Here is an 18,627-nt window from a genome sequence, read left to right as displayed (position 1 = left end):
TCACCCCGTGCGAAGCCACCCCAGTCAACCGGGGACCCCGCCATGCTCACGCTCTGCGATTATCTGCCGTCGCAAAATGCCTGGAAGGTGCGCGTCCTGCTGGGGTTGCTCGGCATCGCTTACGAAACCCGGCACGTGTCGATCTTCGAGGGCGAGAGCCACACGGAGGCTTTCCTGAAACTCAATCCGGCCGGCGCCGTTCCGGTGCTCGGCCTGGAAAATGGCGAGGCCATCGCGGAATCCAACGCCATCCTCGCCTACCTCGCCGAGGGCACGCCTTACCTTCCGTCCGATCGCGTCCTGCGCGCCAAGGTCATGCAGTGGCTGTTCTTCGAGCAGTATCACGTCGAGCCGGTGATCGGCTCGCTGCGCTTCTGGACGCTGACCGGGCGGCTGGAGCGCAACCAGGCGTTGGTCGCCGGCAAGCGCGAGGCAGGCGCCCGCGCGCTCGCAGGACTTGAGCGCGGCCTGCAAGACACGCGCTTCCTCGTCGGCAACGCGCTCACCATCGCCGACGTCGCCGTCTATGCCTACAGCCACCGCGCCGAGGATTGCGGCTTTGCGCTTGCCGATTATCCGGCGGTCGGCAGCTGGGTCGATCGGGTGAGCGCGGCGATCGGCCCGGGCTATCCCGTCCACCCCTACAGCATCGACCCGCATTCGGGCGGCTGAGCCGTGCAGCCGGGGTCAGGCGCGGTCAGTGCTTGCTCTTGCCGGAGCTCGGGGCCGTACCGCTGATCGGGATGCGCTTCGCTTTCGCCTGGGCGCGCTTGGTCTTCGGCAAGGTCACGGTGAGCACGCCGTTGTGGAAGGCTGCGTTCACCTTGTCTTCCTCGATCTCGGTGCCGACGGGAATGCGGCGCTCGAAGCGGCCGTAGAAGCATTCGGAGAACTGCCTGTCCTTGTCTTCGCTCTCGGAGCGCTTCTCACCGCGTAGCGTCAGCATACCCTCGTCCAGCATCACTTCGATATCCTTCTCCTCCATGCCGGGGATTTCCGCCATGACGCGGATTTCGCTGCCGGTGTCGGAGATTTCGACGTTCGGCCATCCGGCACGCCCGCCATAGGCGCTGGCGAACGAGGGCAGTCCGGCGCCCAAGCCGCGGAACGCGTCGTCAAACAGGCGATTCATCTCGCGGTGCAGCGCCATGAACGGATCGCGATCGCTCTCGCGATAGAAGCCGGGAACCTGATTGCCTTCCCTGGCCCAGGGAATGAGATCACGAATTGCCATTTCAGTTCCTCCTTTTCTGGCACGGCGATGCGGGTGCGACGGTGCCGGACAGCCTTTGGCTGTGCGTTTCGCCCAATCGGTCGCTCGACGCGCTGGCGGCGGCTCGGCCTCGCATGTCCGGTGCTCGCACGAGATCGGCAAAATCGATCTGGAGGCCGGCGGGCCGAAGTCAAGGATCGCTTTGCGGGCGCGCAAAGATTTTTCTCTGGCACCTCCCGGACAACCGCCACCCTGGCAGACGACCGCCCCCGGCATGCCCGTTTCACCGCTGCCGGATGCCTGGAACGGAAGCGTGGCGGAGGGCGTTTCCTTTGCAACAATTCCAGGAAAAGTGCGCAACAATTTTCCGTCCGGAGTTGCGTCAACGACTAGAGAAGCGTGCGGGCACCGCTCCCGCCTGCTGCCAGCAACGCAAGCAAGGAGACCAGGAAATGTTTCGCACCGTCGCTTTCGCAATCCTCGCCGCCGGCTTCATCGGCCTTCCCGCCGTGGCGGCCGAGGAATACTGGGTCGCCAGGGACGCCGTCTCGAAGCAGTGCGAGGTGGTGCCGAAGAAGCCGGACGGGACGCTCGTCGTCGACCTCGGCAAGAAGAAATACGCCAGCGAGGCCGAGGCCAAAAAGGCGATGGATGCGTTGCCGGATTGCAAGAAGAAGTAGCGGACTCAACGCCAGAGACTGCCAAGTAGCATTCCTTCGCGCCCCCTCTGGCCTGCCGGCCATCTCCCCCTGGCGCGAGATTAGCGGTTTCAGCGCAGGCATCTCTCTTCAACTCTGGCGATTGGCGAAAGCGGCGTGACATCCAATCTCCCCCCAAGTGGGGGAGATGTCCGGCAGGACAGAGGGGGGCGCTGTCCCGCCAGCGTTTCAGCATTATGACATCACGGTAGCCCTACCGATCTACCATCGACATCGTCCGCTCGTTATATCTCGGCCCTGACACCTTGTCGGGCGTCAGCGCCATGTCGAGCCCCAGCATCTCGGTGGCGTCGAGCTCGATGTCGGCGGCGGCGACATTCTCCTCCAGATAGGTCCGCCGCTTGGTGCCGGGGATCGGCACGATGTCAATGCCGAATTCCGGTCCCTTGGCGAGCAGCCAGGCGATCGCGACCTGGCCGGGCTTCACGCCCTTGGCGGCGGCGATCTCGCGCACCGTCGCGGCCGCCGCGACATTGGCGTCGAAATTCTCGCCCTGGTAGCGCGGGTCGCCGCGCCGGAAATCGCCCTCCGGATAGTCCTCCGCGCGCTTGACGTCGCCGGCGAGGAAGCCGCGGCCGAGCGGCGCGAAGGGCACCAGGCCAATGCCGAGCTCCTTCAGCGCCGGGATGATCTCGGGCTCCAGGTTGCGCTCCCACAGCGAATATTCGCTCTGTAGCGCCGAGACCGGATGCACCTCATGCGCGCGGCGGATGTTGGTAATTCCCGCCTCCGACAGGCCGAAGAAGCGCACCTTGCCTTCCGCCACGAGCTCGCCGACCGTGCCCGCGACATCCTCCATCGGCACGGCCGGGTCGACGCGGTGCTGGTAGATGAGGTCGATATGGTCGGTGCCGAGCCGTTGCAGCGAGGCGTCGACCACCTCGCGGATATGCTCGGGCCGGCTGTCGCGCTCGGTGCCCACCTGCCTGCCGTCGACAATGCGGAAGCCGAATTTTGTCGCGATCGTCACCTGATCGCGCCGGCCCATCAGCGCGCGGCCGAGCAGCTCTTCGTTGATGAAGGGGCCATAGACTTCAGCCGTGTCGAGGAAGGTGCAGCCAAGCTCGATCGCCCGGTGGATCGTCGCGATCGACTCCGCCTCGTCGGCCGGCCCGTAGGACTGGCTCATGCCCATGCAGCCGAGGCCGATCGACGAGACTTCGAGCCCCTGGCTGCCGAGTTTCTGCTTGCCCAGGCTCATCTGGCTGTCTCCGGTGAAAAATTGGCGCCCGCGAAATTATAGGGCCGAGACGAAATGCGTCCAGCATCCGGCGTTTGATCGGGATCAAGGAAGGCGGGAGGGAAACGGTTTTATGGTCCGGTCTGTCTTGGGAAGGACACAAGGCGGGCGGGTGGTTCCGGCCGACTCCACTCCCTCGGAACCCTGACGGAACCACCTGCACCGCCCGCCGGCGAAACTCAAGCCATCGGCAATATCCGGCGCATGATCAGCGAGGCATGGCCGCCGACGCCATGCGCCGCCGGGCGGCGCTCGGCAACCTCGAAGCCGTGCTTGCGGTAGAAGGCGATCGCCCGGTCGTTGCCCTCGATCACCTCCAGCGCGATGCTGGGAATGCCGGCATGGGCGGCAAGCACGGCGTGCAGAAGGTCGACGGCGAGCCCGCTGCCGAATTCCTGCGGCTCGACATGCACCCGGTCGAGCATCACATCGCCATGTTCGTCCATCGCTGCCATCGCATAGCCGGCTATCGAGCCATCCGTCCGCTCGGCGACGAACGACATCTTGTTGTCGTCCTCGAGCTCGGCCGCGAGCTTCTCCGGGCTGTGCCTTTCATCGGAAAGCCGGGCCGCGTTTTCCTCGCCCAGGATCGGCGAATAGGTCCGACGCCAGGACCCTCCCAACAGCCGCGACACGGCCGCCAGATCGTTCTTCGTCATAGGGCGGATGTGGGACATTGTTGGGTTCCTTCGTTGCATTCCAAGATAGGGCGCGGCGCTTGCGACAGCCAATCTCCCCCCTTGTGGGGGAGATGTCCGGTCCACCCTCCGCAGCTGCAGCGCAGCTGCTGCGGGGGACGGGCAGGACATTGGGGGCGCTGTCCCGCCGACAAATCGTAGTTGCGTGCCCGGAAAATCCATAGCAACAAGCCAGCCGTCCCTATTGGCTCACGCCTCATTCCTTCGCGTCCCTCTCTGGCCTGCCGGCGATCTCCCCCACTTGGGAGAGATCGGCAGCTCCATCGCCTCGCCAAAATTGACTCGCCCCGCGCTCTCCTTCATCCTTGGGGGCCCTTTGAGCGCCAGTGTACAGAGTGAAGCCATGGCCAGTCCCGTCGCCAGAGAAAATTCCCGTCGCGCCGCGGTGAAGAAGGCGCTCGACCGCCACAAGGTCTACGTCACCGCGCAGAGATTTTCCGGCGGCACCTATCAGGCGCGTGTGCTGGTCGACGGCGAGGCCTATTGGGTCGACGAGTTCCGGCTAAGTCAGCTGCGGCAGGGGTTGACGCCGGCCGAGCTGGAACTGACGCCGGCGACCGACGATTGAAGGGCGCAAAGCTGCACGTGCCAGCGAGACGCAGGACCTGATGCGCGCCGCCCCTTTCCTTTCGTCATCCCAGGGCGAAGCAGGAGCGAAGCTCCGTCGCGGAGACCCTGGGATCCATGCCGCGACATCGAAGCCCCACAGCGGTCCAAGTTCTGCTTGGCTGCATTCTACGGCGGGCGTCACGGCATGGATCCTCGGGTCAAGCCCGAGGATGACGACCGCAAGGCGGGCGAGGCGCGAAGGAACGCGGCCTTTGCCATTGTCTGCTCTGCGCCTTGGCGCCTGACCCATGCCCTCCAAACTCAAAACCTACCGCGCCAAGCGCGAGTTCAGCCGGACACCCGAGCCTGCTGGCGGACTGACCGGCGGGGAGGGCAATCGCTTCGTCGTCCACAAGCATCACGCCACCGCCGACCACTATGATCTGCGCCTCGAAGTCGGCGGCGTGCTGAAAAGCTGGGCGGTGCCGCGCGGGCCATCGCTCAACCCGGCCGACAAGCGCCTCGCCGTCGAGACCGAGGACCATCCGATCGAATATATCGACTTCGAGGGCGTCATCCCCGAGGGCGAATATGGCGGCGGGCCGATGATCGTGTGGGACACCGGCACCTGGGCACCGATGGACGATGTTGAGAAAAGCCTGCGCACCGGCGCCTTCAAGTTCCGGCTGGCCGGCCGGAAGCTGAATGGCGGCTGGATGCTGACCAGGCTGAAGCCGAAACCCGGCGAGGACGAGAACAAGAAGAACTGGCTCCTGTTCAAGGAGCGCGACCTTGCCTCCGATACCAAGCTCGACATCCTCGAAGCCCGCCCGGAGAGCGTGAAGTCCGGCCGCCGCATCGAGGAACTGGTCGCGCCGCCGAAGAAGCCGCAGCGCCTGCCGCCGAAACCCGGCTCGCTGAAGCCCGGCGCCGTGAAGGCCGAGCCGCCCAGCCGCATCGAGCCGCAGCTTGCCACCCAGGTGCCGAAGCCGCCGGGCGGACCGGTGGAGGATACGGGCACGCTCTGGCTGCACGAGATAAAATTCGACGGCTATCGCACCATGGCGCATGTGGTCGACGGCGAGGTGCGCCTGATCACCCGCGGCGGCCTCGACTGGACGAAGCGCTACGGCGACCTTCCGCAGGCCTTCGCGCGCCTGCCGGTGAAGCAGGCGATCATCGACGGCGAGATCATGGTGCTCGACGAGAAGGGCATTTCGCGCTTCGCACTGCTGCAGGATGCGCTGGCTGAGGGCGCCGGATCCAAATTGCATTTTTACGCCTTCGATCTTCTGCACCTCGACGGCTGGGACCTGCGCAAGGCGCCGTTGCAAAAGCGTAAGGCGCTGCTTGCCGAGTTGCTCGCCGGCCAGGCCGCCAATTCCGCCATCCAGTTCAGCGATCATGTCGAGGGCGATGGGCAGGGGCTCTACGACCAGGCCTCGGATCTTGGGCTTGAAGGCGTCGTCTCCAAGCGTGCCGACGCCATCTACCAGAGCGGCCGCACCAAGAGCTGGACCAAGGTGAAGGCGCAGAAGACGGACGATTTCGTCATCGCCGGCTACACCGTCTCCGACCGGGCGGAAGGTCTGGCGGCGCTGGGCATGGCCGAGTTCGAGAACGGCGAATTGCACTATCGAGGCAAGGTCGGCACCGGCTTCGACCGCGACATGGCGACAGACCTGCTCGCGCGGCTGGAGCGGCTGACCGCCGGCGCCACGCCGCCCGAAGGCGCGCCGCGCGAGGTGATGCGCGAGATGCATTGGGTGAAGCCTCTGCTGTCGGCCCGCATCCGCTATTCGAACCGCACCGCCGACAATGCGATCCGCCACGGCGTCTTTCGCGGCCTGCGCGATGTCGGCGGGCTCACCACGCCGGTGCCGGTCAAGCGCAGGCGGCTGATCGCCGAATCCGACCTCGCCACCATCTGGGTCACCAATCCGGAGCGGCGGCTGTTCGGCAAGACCGGACCGACCAAGCTCGACATCGCCGTCTATTACGCGCTGGTCGGCGATTTCATGCTGCCGCACATCATCGGCCGCCCGGTGTCGCTGGTACGCTGCCCCACCGGGCGGCCGCAGGACTGCTTCTTCCAGCGCCATGCATTCACCGGCATGCCGCCTTCGGTGGCGGTGTTCGAGAGCACCAATTCGGAAGGCGAAACCAAAAACTATCTCTCGGTCGAGGACGCCAAGGGCTATCTGGCGCTGGCGCAATTCGGCGTCGTCGAATTCCACACCTGGGGCACGCACCGCACCAAGCTCGACAGGCCCGACCAGATCGTCTTCGACCTCGATCCGGGCGAGGGGATTTCATGGCGCGAGGTGGTGGAGGCGGCCGTCCACATCAAGGGCGGGCTGGAAAGCCTCGGCCTGGTGCCTTTCGCGAAAACCTCCGGCGGCAAGGGCATCCACATTACCGTGCCGGTGACGGAGAAGCAGAACTGGAAGAAACTGCACCAGGCCTCGAGCGCCATTTCGACTTTGCTCGCGGCAAGCGCGCCCGACACCTTCACCACCACCATGGGCAAGGAAAACCGAAAGCGCCGCATCTTCATCGACTTCCACCGCAACGCCCGCGGCCACACCTCCGCCGCCCCCTATTCGCTGCGCGCCCGCACCAACCTGCCGGCCTCGACGCCGGTGAGCTGGACGGACCTCGAGACGATCGACGCGCCCGAGGATCTGAACTACGCCTCGCTGCCGGGATTGCTGGAGACCTCGGGCGACCCGTGGGCGGAGATCGATGAGGCTGCGAGGGATTTGCCGTCCCGTATTTCGTCATCCTAGGGCGGAGCAAGGAGCGAAGCGACGGACGTAGACACCTAGGGTCTGCGCTGCGTCGCTTCGCTCCTTGCTCCGCCCTAGGATGACGAAGTTCAGGGTCTTCGGCTAATCGCCAGCGTCTCAGTTCCATCTCCATCGACGCTTCCGACAATTTGAACTATCCTCCGGGCCAACCCGCCCCAAGAACACTTCGCTAGGAATTCGGCTGTAAGGTGAGGGGTCGGTGTAGGATTTCCACGGCGCCAACCGTCCTTGAGCGGGAGCGCTGCAGTGAGCATGATCCCAAAAAGTGGGAACCGGTTTTGGAGAAGATCATGCTCAAGCTAGAATGTCAGTGCATGGCCGCGTAGGAGTTCATCATGGCGCCCAGGGCAAGTTGGAAAGGTTACCTCAAGCTCAGCCTCGTCAGCTGTCCGGTCCGGCTTTATCCGGCCACCAGCGCGAGCGAGCGCATCTCGTTCAACCAGCTGCACAAGAAGACCCATAACCGCATCAACATGAAGCCGGTCGATCCCGAGCTCGGGCTGGTCGAGCGCTCGGACCTGGTCAAGGGTTACGAATACGAGGACAAGCAGTACATCATCATCGATGACGCCGACCTCGAGGCGGTGAGGATCGAATCCAACCACACGATGAACATCGAGGCCTTCGTCGACGAGGCGGAGGTGGACGTGATCTATCAGGACACGCCATATTATCTTGCCCCCGACGGCGCGATGGCGGAGGAGACCTTCGTCGTGCTGCGCGAGGCGATGCGCAAGTCGGGCAAGCTGGCGATCGCACGGCTCGTGATCTCCAGCCGCGAACGCGTGGTAACGATCGGCGCGCGCGAGAACGGCATGTTCGTCTGCACCTTGAGGAACCCCAACGAAGTGCGCGGCACGGCTGAATATTTCGGCAACCTCCCGGCCGGCAACCCGGACCCGGAAATGCTCGATCTCGCCCAGGCGCTGATCAAGCAGAAGGAAACCCACTTCGATCCGAAGAATTACGAGGATCGCTACGAGGTGGCGCTGATGGCGATGATCCGCGAGAAGCTGAAGGGCCACAAGCCGATCATTGCGGCCGCGCCCGAGCGCGGCAACGTCATCAACCTGATGGATGCGCTGAAGGCGAGCCTGTCGCAGTCGGCGAAGCCCCCGGCCAAGTCGAAAAGCAAGGCCGAGGAGGCGCCCGCAAAACCCGCCAAGAAGGCGGCTTCCGGCGGCGCGCCTGAGAATCCGCTGAAGGCGAACCTGTTGAAGGCCGTCGGCAAGAGCAAGAAGTGACGGGAGGCCCCGTCATCCTCCCCGGCGCCGTCTTCGGCGTCGTCGGCGCGCTTGCCGCCTTTCCGCTCAGGCTCGCCGCGCGCGAGGTCGAGCGCCGGCATGCCGAGCTGAGGCGCGGCGTCACAAGGCGCACGACGCATGTCGTGTTCGGCCGCGCGCTTCTTGCCAAGGCGGGCCTGACGAAGACCGGCGATGCCGAGATCGAGCGCCGCGCGAAGGCCGAACGCGCGGCCGGGCGCGAACTGATCAGCGAAAACGGCTTCCTGCGCCTGCTCGGGCTGATGAAGGCGCCGGAGGCCTCGTCGCTGTCGCGGCAATCGCTGGTCGAGCAGTCGCGGCTGGCCGGCGACGATCTTGACATGCTCTCGCTGTTCGACGCCTTCGAGCACGACGCCGAGCCCTATTCCTTCCGCGACTTCATTCTGGCGAAGAAATATGCCGGGCTGATCGCCAGTGGCGCGAGCTGGGGCGCGATCGCGCGTTCCGTGCATCGCTCCGGCCCGGTCGCCTCGCTTACCGCCAAGTCGCTCAACCTCGGCTCGCAGCACGGCCGCCCGGACGCGATCTATCTCGACGAGGGCAGGAGCGAACTCGACGGCCAGCTGCTGTTCGATCTCGGCTCGCCAAGTTCGGGAATGTTTGGAGACGACACGCTGGAGGAACTCTTTGCCGAGGCGGAAGCCGCGGAAGAGGAGGGGCGCCACGACGACGCTGCAGCGCTCTACCAGCGCTGCCTGTCGATCGACCCGAAGGACGCGATCGCCGCCTTCAACCGCGCCAACTGCCTGCGCGGTACCGGCCGCGTCGCGGAAGCCGCGCATGATTACGCCCGCGCGATCAAGCTGGACCCCGGCTTCGTCGAGGCCTGGTTCAACCTCGCCGGGTTGATGAGTGACGAGGGCAAGCTGGCCTCCGCGCGCCGCCATTTGCAGAAGGCGATCGCGCTCGATAAGGCCTATGCCGACCCGGTGTTCAACCTCGCCCGGTTGGAACTCGACGCCGGCAATCTCGCGGAAGCCCGCCGGCTATGGACGCGATATCTGGAGCTCGATGCGGAGTCCGAATGGGCAAGGCTGGCGCAGAAGGGGATCCAGTTCGTCGATTTGCACATGGCGCGGACGGCGGGCTAGCGCCCCTTGTGGGAGAAGGTGGATCGGCGCGCAGCGCCGAGACGGATGAGGGGTACTGGAAGAAATGACGCGCTGGTGATCTTGTCGCTTGCCAGGATATCGATGAACGTGGCCGCCAAGCTGGAACACCCCTCATCCGACCGAGCTTCGCTCGGCCACCTTCTCCCACAAGGGGAGAAGGGGAGGTTGGAGCACCCATGACCTACTTCCTTTTCGACGGCCCGGACTCCGCCCCCGTCACCATCCTGCTCGCGCACGGCGCCGGCGCGCCGATGGATTCCGCCTCGATGGCCGCCACCGCCAAGGCGCTCGCCACCGCGGGCTTCCGTGTCGCGCGCTTCGAGTTCCATTACATGGCCGCACGCCGCTACGGCCACCGCAAGCCGCCGCCGCGCGCCGAGACGGTGAACCCGGAATACATCAAGGCGATCGCCGATCTGCGCGCCAAGGGCGTGACCGGCAAGCTCATCATCGGCGGCAAGTCGATGGGCGGGCGCGTCGCCTCCATGGTCGCCGACGAGATGTTTGCCAAGGGCGAGATCGAGGGGCTGGTCTGCCTCGGCTATCCCTTCCATCCGCCCGGCAAGCCGGAGCAACTGCGGACAAAACATCTCGCCGACCTGAAGACGCCGACGCTGATCTTCCAAGGCACGCGCGACGAGTTCGGCACGAAGGACGAGGTCGCCACCTACGGCCTTTCCGAGGCTATCCAGGTGGTCTGGCTGGAGGACGGCGATCACGACCTGAAGCCGCGCAAGGCGGTGTCGGGGTTCTCCACGGCGGATCATCTGAAGACGGTGGCGGAGACGGTGAAAGCCTGGATGGCGTGGCCATCGGCTTCGTCATCCTAGGGCGGAGCAAGGAGCGAAGCGACGCGCGCTTTCGGCTAATGAAACTCGCCACCTTCAACATCAACAACATCAACGGCCGGCTCGAAAACCTTCTCGCCTGGCTCGCCCGCGCCAAGCCCGAGGTGGTCTGCCTGCAGGAGTTGAAATCCCGCGACACACAGTTCCCGCTGACCAGGCTGGCGAACGCCGGCTATGGCGCGGTGTGGAAGGGCGAGCCGACCTGGAACGGCGTTGCCATCCTGGCTCGCGGCGCCGAGCCGGTGCTGACGCGCGAGGCGCTGCCCGGCGACGATGCCGACCGCCAGGCGCGCTACATCGAGGCGGCGGTCGACGGCATCGTCATTGCCTGCCTCTATGCACCGAACGGCAACCCGCGGCCAGGCCCGAAATTTGCCTACAAGCTTGCCTGGCACGAGCGCTTCGCCGCGCATGCCGGGCAGCTTCTCGACACCGGCCTGCCGGTGGTGCTTGCCGGCGACTACAACATCGTGCCCGAGCCGCGCGACATCTACGCCACCCGCTCCTATGACGACAACGCCCTGGTGCAGCCTGAAAGCCGCGCCGCCTTTGCCGGGCTGATCGAGCAAGGCTGGACCGATGCGTTGCGCAAAGTCTTCCCGAAGGAGACGCTCTACACCTTCTGGGACTACCGCCGGAACCGCTGGCCGCGCGACGCGGGGCTGCGGCTCGACCACATCCTGTTGTCGAAGAAGCTTGTCCGAAAACTGAAAGCGGCGGGCATCGATCGCGATGTGCGGGGCGAGGATAACGCCAGCGACCATGCGCCGGTGTGGGTGGAGCTGGCGACTTGACCTTCTCCCCCAGGGGGGAGAAGGTGCCTCGGCGCGTAGCGCCGAGACGGAAGAAATGAGACGTTGGTGGTCTCATTGCTTGCCGGGATATCCTGAACATATCCGCCAAGCTGGAGCACCCTCATCCGACCGAGCTTCGCTCGGCCACCTTCTCCCATAATTATGGGAGAAGGAAGGGCCGCTGTCCCGCTGGCATTTCAAAGGATTGGCACAAGCCCCTCGCCAGCAGTGGCTGTGCAGCGACGACATCTCACGCTAGCTTGCAAAAATCAAAGGGGGGATTCCAGACGATGCTTGTCATCCTGAGTAGTTGTGTTCGCCCATCGCGCCCCCGCCATGGCTGAGGCCCTCATCCTCCTCATCTCGGCGCTCGTCCTCGCCGGCGCCGTTGCTCTCATCATGCTTGCCCTGCACTGGCGGCGCAAGCGTCGCAAGGCGCGCGGCAATCCAGATCCCGCCCGCGATTACGCGCCTCGCAGCGACTGGAGCGGCAGCCGCGGGCTGCTCAACTATTCCTGCTTCGTCTTCATGGATGTCGACGGCGACGGCAAATTCGGCCAGGCAGACCGGCCGATGGCCGGGATCGTGGTGCGCGCCTATGACGGGAAGGGCGCCTTCCTTGCCGCCTTGCGCACCAACAACGGCGGCTTCGCCAACTTCCCGATGTCGACGACAAAACGCCGCGCCGTGCTGCGCGCGCCCGGCAAATACCGCTTCTGCGTCTCCGTGCCGAAAGGCTGGCGTGTCAGCACCGGCAACGAGGACCAGTCGATGCGCCTCAATGCCGTTCCGGGTTCGCCCGCGGGGCTTGCCGGCGAGGACCTGCCCGCAATGGTCGGCCTCTCGCCGGCGCGCTTCGTGCGCGGCATCGCGGAGGCCGAGGTGACGCTTTCGCTGCTGGGCAAGGGCAGGCTGCTGGAGACCCGGCAACTCGCGCCCGGCAGCTTCCACCTTGACCTTCCCGCCTGGGCCGACACGCTGGCGATTTCCGGCTCCGGCCTCGACCGGCGCCTTGCGCTCTCGCCCTATCCGGCCGATCTCGGGTTGTTGCGGCCGAGCGCGATCGCCTCTGAGGTGGCGCTTGAGACGATCGGCTTCGACGGCGTCACCGCGCTGCCCTTCCAGAAGGTCCCTTGCGGCCATGGAGGCCTCGACTGGCGCAACCTCAATGCCCTGACCAGCCTCTACGTCACGGACAGCCAGGGCTACCTCAACGGCAATCTCTCAGGCAGCTACACGACCTATACCAGCAGCGGCCATCCAGCGGAGTTCGGCCGCGCCGAACCATTCGGCTTCCATTCGGTGAAGCTCACCGCCGCGTGGCTGAATGCGGAAGGCGAAGTGGCGCTGGTTGAAAGCTGGCTCGGCGACGAGCTGGTCGCCAGCGACGAGATCGCGCTGTCGGCGCTGGCGCCGGTGCACTACGCGCCGATGCTGAAGGCGGTGACGCGCGTGCGCGTCACTGCTAGGCACTATTGGCAGCTCGTGCTGGATGAATTGGTTCTGACGCGCTGATGAGAAAGCGGTTTAGCGTCTACCGCTAAACCGCTCCAGATATTGTATTTTACGCCATTGTGCCGCAGCGATGTCGAAAAGTCCGATCAGACCGGCGCGCCCGAAGCGCTGTTTGCCGCCGTGACCGCCGAAAGCTTGCCCTTCCTGGTGAGCGTCGGCTTCACATAGGTCTTCTTCAAGTCTGCCATTCTCCTGCCTCAGAAGGTCGCTGGGACAAAGTACTTAGGTTGTACTGGTAGGGCTATTGACTGGAGGAGTTACGGGGTTGGAAACAGGAACACTCGTGACTGCCGAAAGCTTGCCCTTGCGGACGACAGTCGGCTTCTCGTAAATCTTCTTCACAATTGAAATCGCCCGGATGAGAAATTGTCTGACGACGGGATCAAGCCCAACCGGCTTGATCCCGGGCAATCACCCAGGAATCGGCCTCGAAGGGCTGTTCAGTGCCGTGATTGCCGAAAGCTTGCCTTTGCGGACGAAGGTCGGCTTCTCATATGTCTTCTTCATTGTCTAAATCCCCAATTGCCCTGAATGCAAAACCCCAACCGGCATCAATTCGTGTGCAGGAATATCCGCGGTATCCGGTCTGCGCCGATCAGGGCTCCTGCGAGTCCCCCGCCGGCGGCAGCATGGATGACGCCAACTGCGCGATAACTGACGGGAGCCGCCCTTTTCACCAAGGAGGACTTCTCGTGACCCATCAAACCGCTGGCGCCGAGAAATCGTTAGGTCAGCGGTGGCGGAGTCGTGGAGGGCGCCAACTGCGCAGTGACGGCCGATAACCGGCCCTTCTTCGCCAGGGAAGGCTTCTCGTAAATTTTCTTCATGCCAAGCTCTCCTAAAAATCCCCGGCTGATAATGTCATAGGGGCCTTTCCTGTCAACCAAGCCGGCTGGCAGTGCTCTCTATTCTTGGGGAATGTGGCTTTCTGCTCACAGTGTCGGTCGGTCATCATGCGAAAGACAACAATCAGGCGCGCCGTGTATCGGGAGATTGGCCTACCGGCCGAGTAGATCGAAACGCCTCCGGCAGAAGACATGGCCTATCGACGCCTATTTATCTTTCGTCGTGTGATGTCTCACACTTAGACTTGCAAAGAAGCTCGGCTAAGATGTTGAAACCGCTTCGGTCGTCGGGCGGCACGGGGCGCGGGGGACGCTGATGAAAAGATCGACCGACCGGCTGCTGGCGCTGGCGATGCTCGTCGTCGGCGTTGCCTGCTTCGCCAAGCTTTATCTGGCGCTGGGCGGCAAGCCCCTGGCCACGACGAGCGCCGGGATCTTCGGCGCGGCGGGTTTGCTCTCGGTCCTTGCCGGCCTCTTGTTCCTCGCCGGGCTGCTGCCGGCGGCGGCAAGGCACGATCCCTCCGCGCCTCTCTTCGGCCGCGACGCCGAGATCGTGCCCGCCGGGCATCCCCGGCTGCGCCGCATCGCGTTTGCCGTGCCGCTCATGGCACTGCTCGCGATCGTCGCCGACCAGTTCGCTCCCTGGCCCGGCGGCGAACCGGCCGCTCCGCCCAAAGAGGTTGCCACCGCCCCGGCGCAACCCGCGACCCTGCCGGCAGAGCCCGCATCGGCGCCCGCACCCGGGCCGGCCGTCAGGCCGCCAGCGCCCCCGCAGGAACAGAAGCCGGCGCCGCCCGTCGAGCCCGTGTCGGCGCCTGTCGCCCCGGCGCCGTCGGCAGCCGCGCCGGCCGAGCCTGCTTCGCCGGCGCCTGTCCAACAGCCGGCACAGCCCGCCGCACCGGCGCAACCCGTCCGGCAGACCGCGCTGGCTCCAGCCGCCCAGCCTGAAATGGCGACGCCGCTTGAGACGGTGGCGCCGCCTCCGCCCGTGCCCCCGGCACCGCCGACCGCGCCGGACGGCCATCGCGACGCGGTCGTCTGGCTGGCGGTGTCGGCCGACGGGCATCAGATCATGAGCGCCAGCACCGACGATCTGATCAAGCTCTGGGACATCGACGGCAAGCGGCTGATCCGCAATCTTGGGCAGCACAAGGACATGGCGCGCACCGCGCTCTTCATGCCCGACGGCAAAACCGCGCTCACCGCCGGCGACGACGGCGAGATCGTGCTGCGCCAGCTTGCCGACGGCGCGGTGCTGCATGTCTTTTCCTCCGGCCAGAACGGCGGCGTGAGGCAACTGGCCATCAGCCCCGACGGCAAGCGCGCCGTCAGCGGCCACGACACCGGCTCGGTGGTTGTCTGGGATCTGGAAAAGGGCGCGGTGCTGCATGTGCTGCCCGGCCATTCCCACCATCGAGGCGGGCCTGAAGGGCCTTGAACAAACGCGCCGCGTCGATTTCGAGGATTGGCTGCAGGCGAACCGGCTCGACGCCGTGGTGCTGCCGGCCGTCGCCGATGTCGGCCCTGCCGACGCCGACATCAACGAGGCCTCTGCCGCGCTCGCCTGGCGCAACGGCACCTGGGTCGCCAACGGCAATCTGGTCTGGCGCCATCTCGGCATCCCGACGGTGACCGTGCCGATGGGCACCATGGCCGATATCGGCATGCCGGTCGGCCTCACCTTCGCCGGCCAGGCCTATGACGATGTGGTGCTGCTTGCCTTGGCCGGCGACTACGAGCGCGCCACGCAGCGCCGCACGGTCCCGCCGCGCACGCCGGCACTGGCGGATGATGTGTTTGCGGAGGGCGAGGGCAGGGCAGGCCGCTCCGCCGATGAACAGCTTATGCTGACGCTGACCGCCGAGACGACACATGCCGGCGACACGGACGAGATCGCGATCACGCTGGAGGTCGACGCGGGCGGCGGGGAGGAGCCGGATGCCGCCGTCGTTAAGCTCCACGTCAATGGCGAGCCGGTCACCATGCAGGCCGGCGGCCAGCGCTACACCGGCCGGGTGACGGTACCGGCATCGACACATCAGGGTTTTCACAGCGTCTGGCGCGGTTCCTACGGCTCCATCGTCACGGCCATTGTGAAGCTGGCGGATGGGCGGAGCGCCGGCGCTTATGTGGCGACGGGCGGGATTGGGTGAGGCGCCCCTCCTTCTCCCCTTTGTTTGGACCGGGGACATCGCGAACCCCCTCGCGCAAAACGCGCAAAACTGTTCGCGATGTCCTCGCACACCTGTTCGCGATGTCCCCGGTCCAAACACCCTTGTGGGAGAAGGTGGCCGAGCGAAGCTCGGCCGGATGAGGGGTGTTGGACGGATCGCCACGTTGAAAGGTAAAGATCTGAAATCGCTAGATATTTCGGCGCCTCATTCCTTCCAGCAGCCCTCATCCGTCGCCTTCGGCGACACCTTCTCCCACAAGGGGAGAAGGAGAGGCCCCGCTACTCCGCCCAATCCACCACCAGCGCCAGTACCCCAAACGCAGCCCCTGCCGCGCACACCGCGTTCCATCCGCCCCACGCCCAGGCAATCCCCGCCAGCAGCGAGCCAACCGCGCCGCCGATGAAGAAGATCCCGACGAACAGACCGTTAAGCCTCCCGCGCGCTTTCGGCTGCAGCAGGTTGATGGCGCGGCGGCCGAGGGTCTGGTCGCCGGTGACGCCGATGTCGAGCAGCACGGCGCTGACGCCCATCAGCACCAGCGGCAACCATGAACCGCCGGTCTGCGCTGCGCCCGCCCAGGCCGCAAGCGCCAACGCCGCGATCAGGCCGAGATGGCAGGCGATCGTCGCCGGCCGGGTCCAGCCGCGGTCGCCGGCCCGGCCGAAGAGCGGGGTCGCCGCGGCGCCGCCGGCGCCGGCCAGCGCGAACAGCGCGATGCCCTTCTGGCTGAGATCGAAGGGTGCTGCCGCAAGGCGCAGCGCCACCGCCGTCCAGAACACGCTGAAGGCCGCCATCACCAGGCTTGCCGTGAAGGCGCGGCGGCGCAGCACCGGCTCCTGGCGCAACAGCTCGAGCAGCGAGGCGATGAGCGCCGCGTAGCTCGCATGCGTCAGCGGCCGCCGCCGGGGCAAAGCGAGCCCGAGCAGCATCGAGAGCAGCGCCAGCGCGCCCGCGCTGAGGCCGTAGAAGGCGCGCCAGCCGAAGGCATCCGCGACCAGGCTGGCGAGCGGGCGCGAAAGCAGGATGCCGATCATCAGCCCGCTCATCACGTCGCCGATGACGCGTCCGTCCTGTCCGGACGGCGCCATCGAAGCTGCGACCGGCACCAGCACCTGGATGCAGGAGCAGGCGGCGCCGAGCACGAATAGCATGGTGAGCAGCGAAGCGGCCGACGGCGCGAGCGAAGCGATCGCCGCGGCGAGCGCCGCGACGCAAAGCATGCGCAGCACCAGCACGCGGTTCTCGACGAGGTCGGACAGCGGCACCAGGAAGAACAGCCCGGCGGCATAGCCGAGCAGGGTCGCCATCGAGACGAGGCCGCTCTCGGACCCCGCGGCGCCCAGCGACGGGCCGATCAACCCGACCAGCGTCTGCGGCGCGAAGAGGTTGGTGACGATGATGCCGACCGAGGCGGCGAACAGCAGCGTCTGCGATCGGGTGATGGTTTCGGTGCTTTCGCCGGTTCGCGACCGCCCGGCGAATTCTCCCGTCGCGATTTCAGCCTTGCTGGTCCCGTGCATGAAAAAATCCTCGCGGTTCGCATATCCGGCGAGGACTTTATTGCGATCGAGCATAATGCTACAATTGAATTGACATGATAATGATTATGCGAGTTACGCATGAACATCCACGACCTCGAAGCCTTCGTCGCCGTCGTCGAGACCGGATCGATTGTCGGCGCCTCGGCTAGGCTCAACCTCACGCAGCCAGGCGTTACGCGCCGCATCCAGAATCTCGAGGAGCGGCTGGCCACACCTCTGCTCGATCGCCAGTCGAAGCCGCTGAAGCCGACCGCTTCGGGTCGCGAGGCCTATGAACACGGCCGCCGCGTGCTGCGCTCGCTGGAGGATCTGAAGGCTGGCGTTTCGCCGGCCGGCGAGGTGAGGGGAGTTCCGCCTCGGCATCATGCCCTATCTCTCGACCAGCGCGCTCTCCGAACCGCTCGACAGCTTGCGCAGCGCCTTCCCCCAATTGACGCTGAAGATCACCTCCAGCCTGTCGCCGCGCCTGGTCGACCAGGTGCTGCACAGCGAGATCGACGCGGTCGCGGTCTGCCTCGCCGATGGGGTCGCGCCGCCGCCGGAGCTAGTGGGTGACGATCTCGGTGTGCAGTCGGTGCTTTTGGTGGCCTCGCCCAGCCTCGGTGTGCCGAAGCCGGCCGAGCTCACCGATCTTGCGCGCTACCCCTGGGTGCTGAACGAGACCGGCTGCGGCTTCCGCGCCTTCATCCGCCATCGCTTCGAGGTGGCGCGGCTGCCTTTCCATGTCGGCGTCGAGGCGCAGGGCGCCGATTTGCGCATGTCGCTGGTGGCGCGCGGCCACGGCATCGGCGTCGTCACGCCGGGCGCGCTGTCCGGCAGCCCGTGGCGCGACGCGGTCGAGGTGGTCGACTGCCCCGGCTTCCGGCCGCAGGTGCGCTGCTGGCTGCTCCACCGCCCGCCGGCCGGAAGGCTCGCACGGCCGATCGCGGTGTTCCGCGACGCGCTGGCGGAGGCGCTGAAGGGACCCATGCCGCTGGTGTCGTAAGGGCGGGGCTTTCCCCTTCTCCCCTTGTGGGAGAAGGTGGCCGAGCGAAGCTCGGACGGATGAGGGGTGTTGGCCGGATCGCGGCGCACGAGAAATAAGCGCTTAAAATCGCTCAAAATTTCCGCGCCTCGTTTCTTCCAGCACCCCTCATCCGTCTCGGCGCTGCGCGCCGATCTACCTTCTCCCACAAGGGCTAGCGTGCGCACACATTTGCGTCTGTGGGATGTCAAGCGGAAGGTGGGGCTGCGAAAGGGGCTTGAAGGGCTGGAATCACGTGTGATTCTGTAGCGGCCATTGTTGA

Annotated in this window: 16 protein-coding genes and 1 pseudogene; 12 read left to right on the top strand and 5 right to left on the bottom strand. The window is 65.7% G+C overall.

Annotation, left to right across the window (positions count from 1 at the left end):
* The first annotated feature begins 42 nt into the window (after window positions 1-42).
* Entirely contained in the window at window positions 43-672 is a 630-nt protein-coding gene (locus tag RFN28_RS24850) for a glutathione S-transferase family protein (RefSeq protein ID WP_320289818.1), read from the top strand.
* Window positions 673-697: 25 nt separating this feature from the next.
* Here the strand turns inward: RFN28_RS24850 and RFN28_RS24845 are convergent, their stop codons facing one another.
* Window positions 698-1,234 carry an Hsp20/alpha crystallin family protein gene (locus tag RFN28_RS24845; protein WP_320289817.1) on the bottom strand — a complete coding sequence of 179 codons (537 nt, stop codon included), beginning with the start codon at window positions 1,232-1,234 and terminating at the stop codon, window positions 698-700.
* A 431-nt stretch (window positions 1,235-1,665) separates the two neighbouring features.
* Between RFN28_RS24845 and RFN28_RS24840 the strand changes: the two genes are divergently transcribed.
* On the top strand, window positions 1,666-1,893 hold the full coding sequence (locus RFN28_RS24840; RefSeq protein ID WP_320289816.1) for a hypothetical protein: 228 nt from the start codon (window positions 1,666-1,668) through the stop codon (window positions 1,891-1,893).
* 232 nt (window positions 1,894-2,125) lie between these two features.
* Here the strand turns inward: RFN28_RS24840 and RFN28_RS24835 are convergent, their stop codons facing one another.
* Window positions 2,126-3,133 (bottom strand): aldo/keto reductase, encoded by a 1,008-nt coding sequence (locus tag RFN28_RS24835; protein WP_320289815.1) that lies wholly within the window; start codon window positions 3,131-3,133, stop codon window positions 2,126-2,128.
* A gap of 218 nt (window positions 3,134-3,351) precedes the next feature.
* Entirely contained in the window at window positions 3,352-3,849 is a 498-nt protein-coding gene (locus RFN28_RS24830) for a GNAT family N-acetyltransferase (RefSeq protein ID WP_320289814.1), read from the bottom strand.
* A gap of 364 nt (window positions 3,850-4,213) precedes the next feature.
* Between RFN28_RS24830 and RFN28_RS24825 the strand changes: the two genes are divergently transcribed.
* The 7 genes from RFN28_RS24825 (at window position 4,214) to RFN28_RS24795 (ending at window position 12,781) form a co-directional block, all read left to right on the top strand.
* The gene (locus RFN28_RS24825) at window positions 4,214-4,438 is read left to right on the top strand and encodes a hypothetical protein (RefSeq protein WP_320289813.1); all 225 of its coding nucleotides are present in this window, start codon (window positions 4,214-4,216) and stop codon (window positions 4,436-4,438) included.
* A gap of 289 nt (window positions 4,439-4,727) precedes the next feature.
* Window positions 4,728-7,208: a DNA ligase D gene (gene ligD, locus RFN28_RS24820; RefSeq protein ID WP_320289812.1), complete on the top strand. Its 2,481-nt coding sequence runs from the start codon at window positions 4,728-4,730 to the stop codon at window positions 7,206-7,208.
* A 356-nt stretch (window positions 7,209-7,564) separates the two neighbouring features.
* The gene (gene ku, locus RFN28_RS24815; RefSeq protein ID WP_320289811.1) at window positions 7,565-8,473 is read left to right on the top strand and encodes a non-homologous end joining protein Ku; all 909 of its coding nucleotides are present in this window, start codon (window positions 7,565-7,567) and stop codon (window positions 8,471-8,473) included.
* Window positions 8,470-9,603 (top strand): tetratricopeptide repeat protein, encoded by a 1,134-nt coding sequence (locus RFN28_RS24810; protein WP_320289810.1) that lies wholly within the window; start codon window positions 8,470-8,472, stop codon window positions 9,601-9,603. Before ku ends, RFN28_RS24810 begins: the two co-directional genes overlap by 4 nt.
* A gap of 197 nt (window positions 9,604-9,800) precedes the next feature.
* On the top strand, window positions 9,801-10,454 hold the full coding sequence (locus tag RFN28_RS24805; RefSeq protein ID WP_320289809.1) for an alpha/beta hydrolase family protein: 654 nt from the start codon (window positions 9,801-9,803) through the stop codon (window positions 10,452-10,454).
* Window positions 10,455-10,492: 38 nt separating this feature from the next.
* Window positions 10,493-11,266: an exodeoxyribonuclease III gene (locus RFN28_RS24800; protein ID WP_320289808.1), complete on the top strand. Its 774-nt coding sequence runs from the start codon at window positions 10,493-10,495 to the stop codon at window positions 11,264-11,266.
* A 336-nt stretch (window positions 11,267-11,602) separates the two neighbouring features.
* Window positions 11,603-12,781: a hypothetical protein gene (locus RFN28_RS24795; protein WP_320289807.1), complete on the top strand. Its 1,179-nt coding sequence runs from the start codon at window positions 11,603-11,605 to the stop codon at window positions 12,779-12,781.
* An 86-nt stretch (window positions 12,782-12,867) separates the two neighbouring features.
* On the opposite strand, the gene RFN28_RS24790 is transcribed toward RFN28_RS24795, so the two are convergent.
* On the bottom strand, window positions 12,868-12,960 hold the full coding sequence (locus tag RFN28_RS24790; RefSeq protein WP_320289806.1) for a putative RiPP precursor: 93 nt from the start codon (window positions 12,958-12,960) through the stop codon (window positions 12,868-12,870).
* 982 nt (window positions 12,961-13,942) lie between these two features.
* Here RFN28_RS24790 and RFN28_RS24780 point away from each other — a divergent pair.
* Both RFN28_RS24780 and RFN28_RS24775 read left to right on the top strand, forming a co-directional pair.
* Window positions 13,943-15,064, top strand: a complete 1,122-nt coding sequence (locus tag RFN28_RS24780) for a WD40 repeat domain-containing protein (protein WP_320289805.1) — start codon at window positions 13,943-13,945, stop codon at window positions 15,062-15,064.
* Window positions 15,015-15,779, top strand: coding sequence for an amidase (locus tag RFN28_RS24775; RefSeq protein WP_320289804.1), 765 nt, complete (start codon window positions 15,015-15,017; stop codon window positions 15,777-15,779). The genes RFN28_RS24780 and RFN28_RS24775 overlap by 50 nt, the downstream gene beginning before the upstream one ends.
* Window positions 15,780-16,078: 299 nt before the next feature.
* On the opposite strand, the gene RFN28_RS24770 is transcribed toward RFN28_RS24775, so the two are convergent.
* On the bottom strand, window positions 16,079-17,320 hold the full coding sequence (locus tag RFN28_RS24770) for an MFS transporter (RefSeq protein WP_320289803.1): 1,242 nt from the start codon (window positions 17,318-17,320) through the stop codon (window positions 16,079-16,081).
* 99 nt (window positions 17,321-17,419) lie between these two features.
* On the opposite strand from RFN28_RS24770, the pseudogene RFN28_RS24765 reads away from it, so the two are divergent.
* Window positions 17,420-18,326: pseudogene (locus RFN28_RS24765) on the top strand (LysR family transcriptional regulator).
* Window positions 18,327-18,627 lie beyond the last annotated feature (301 nt).

Source organism: Mesorhizobium album, assembly GCF_033977205.1.
GTDB classification, from domain to species: domain Bacteria; phylum Pseudomonadota; class Alphaproteobacteria; order Rhizobiales; family Rhizobiaceae; genus Mesorhizobium; species Mesorhizobium album.
The sequence above is the reverse complement of the archived record's forward strand: the minus strand, read 5'-3'. Positions and strand labels throughout refer to the sequence as shown.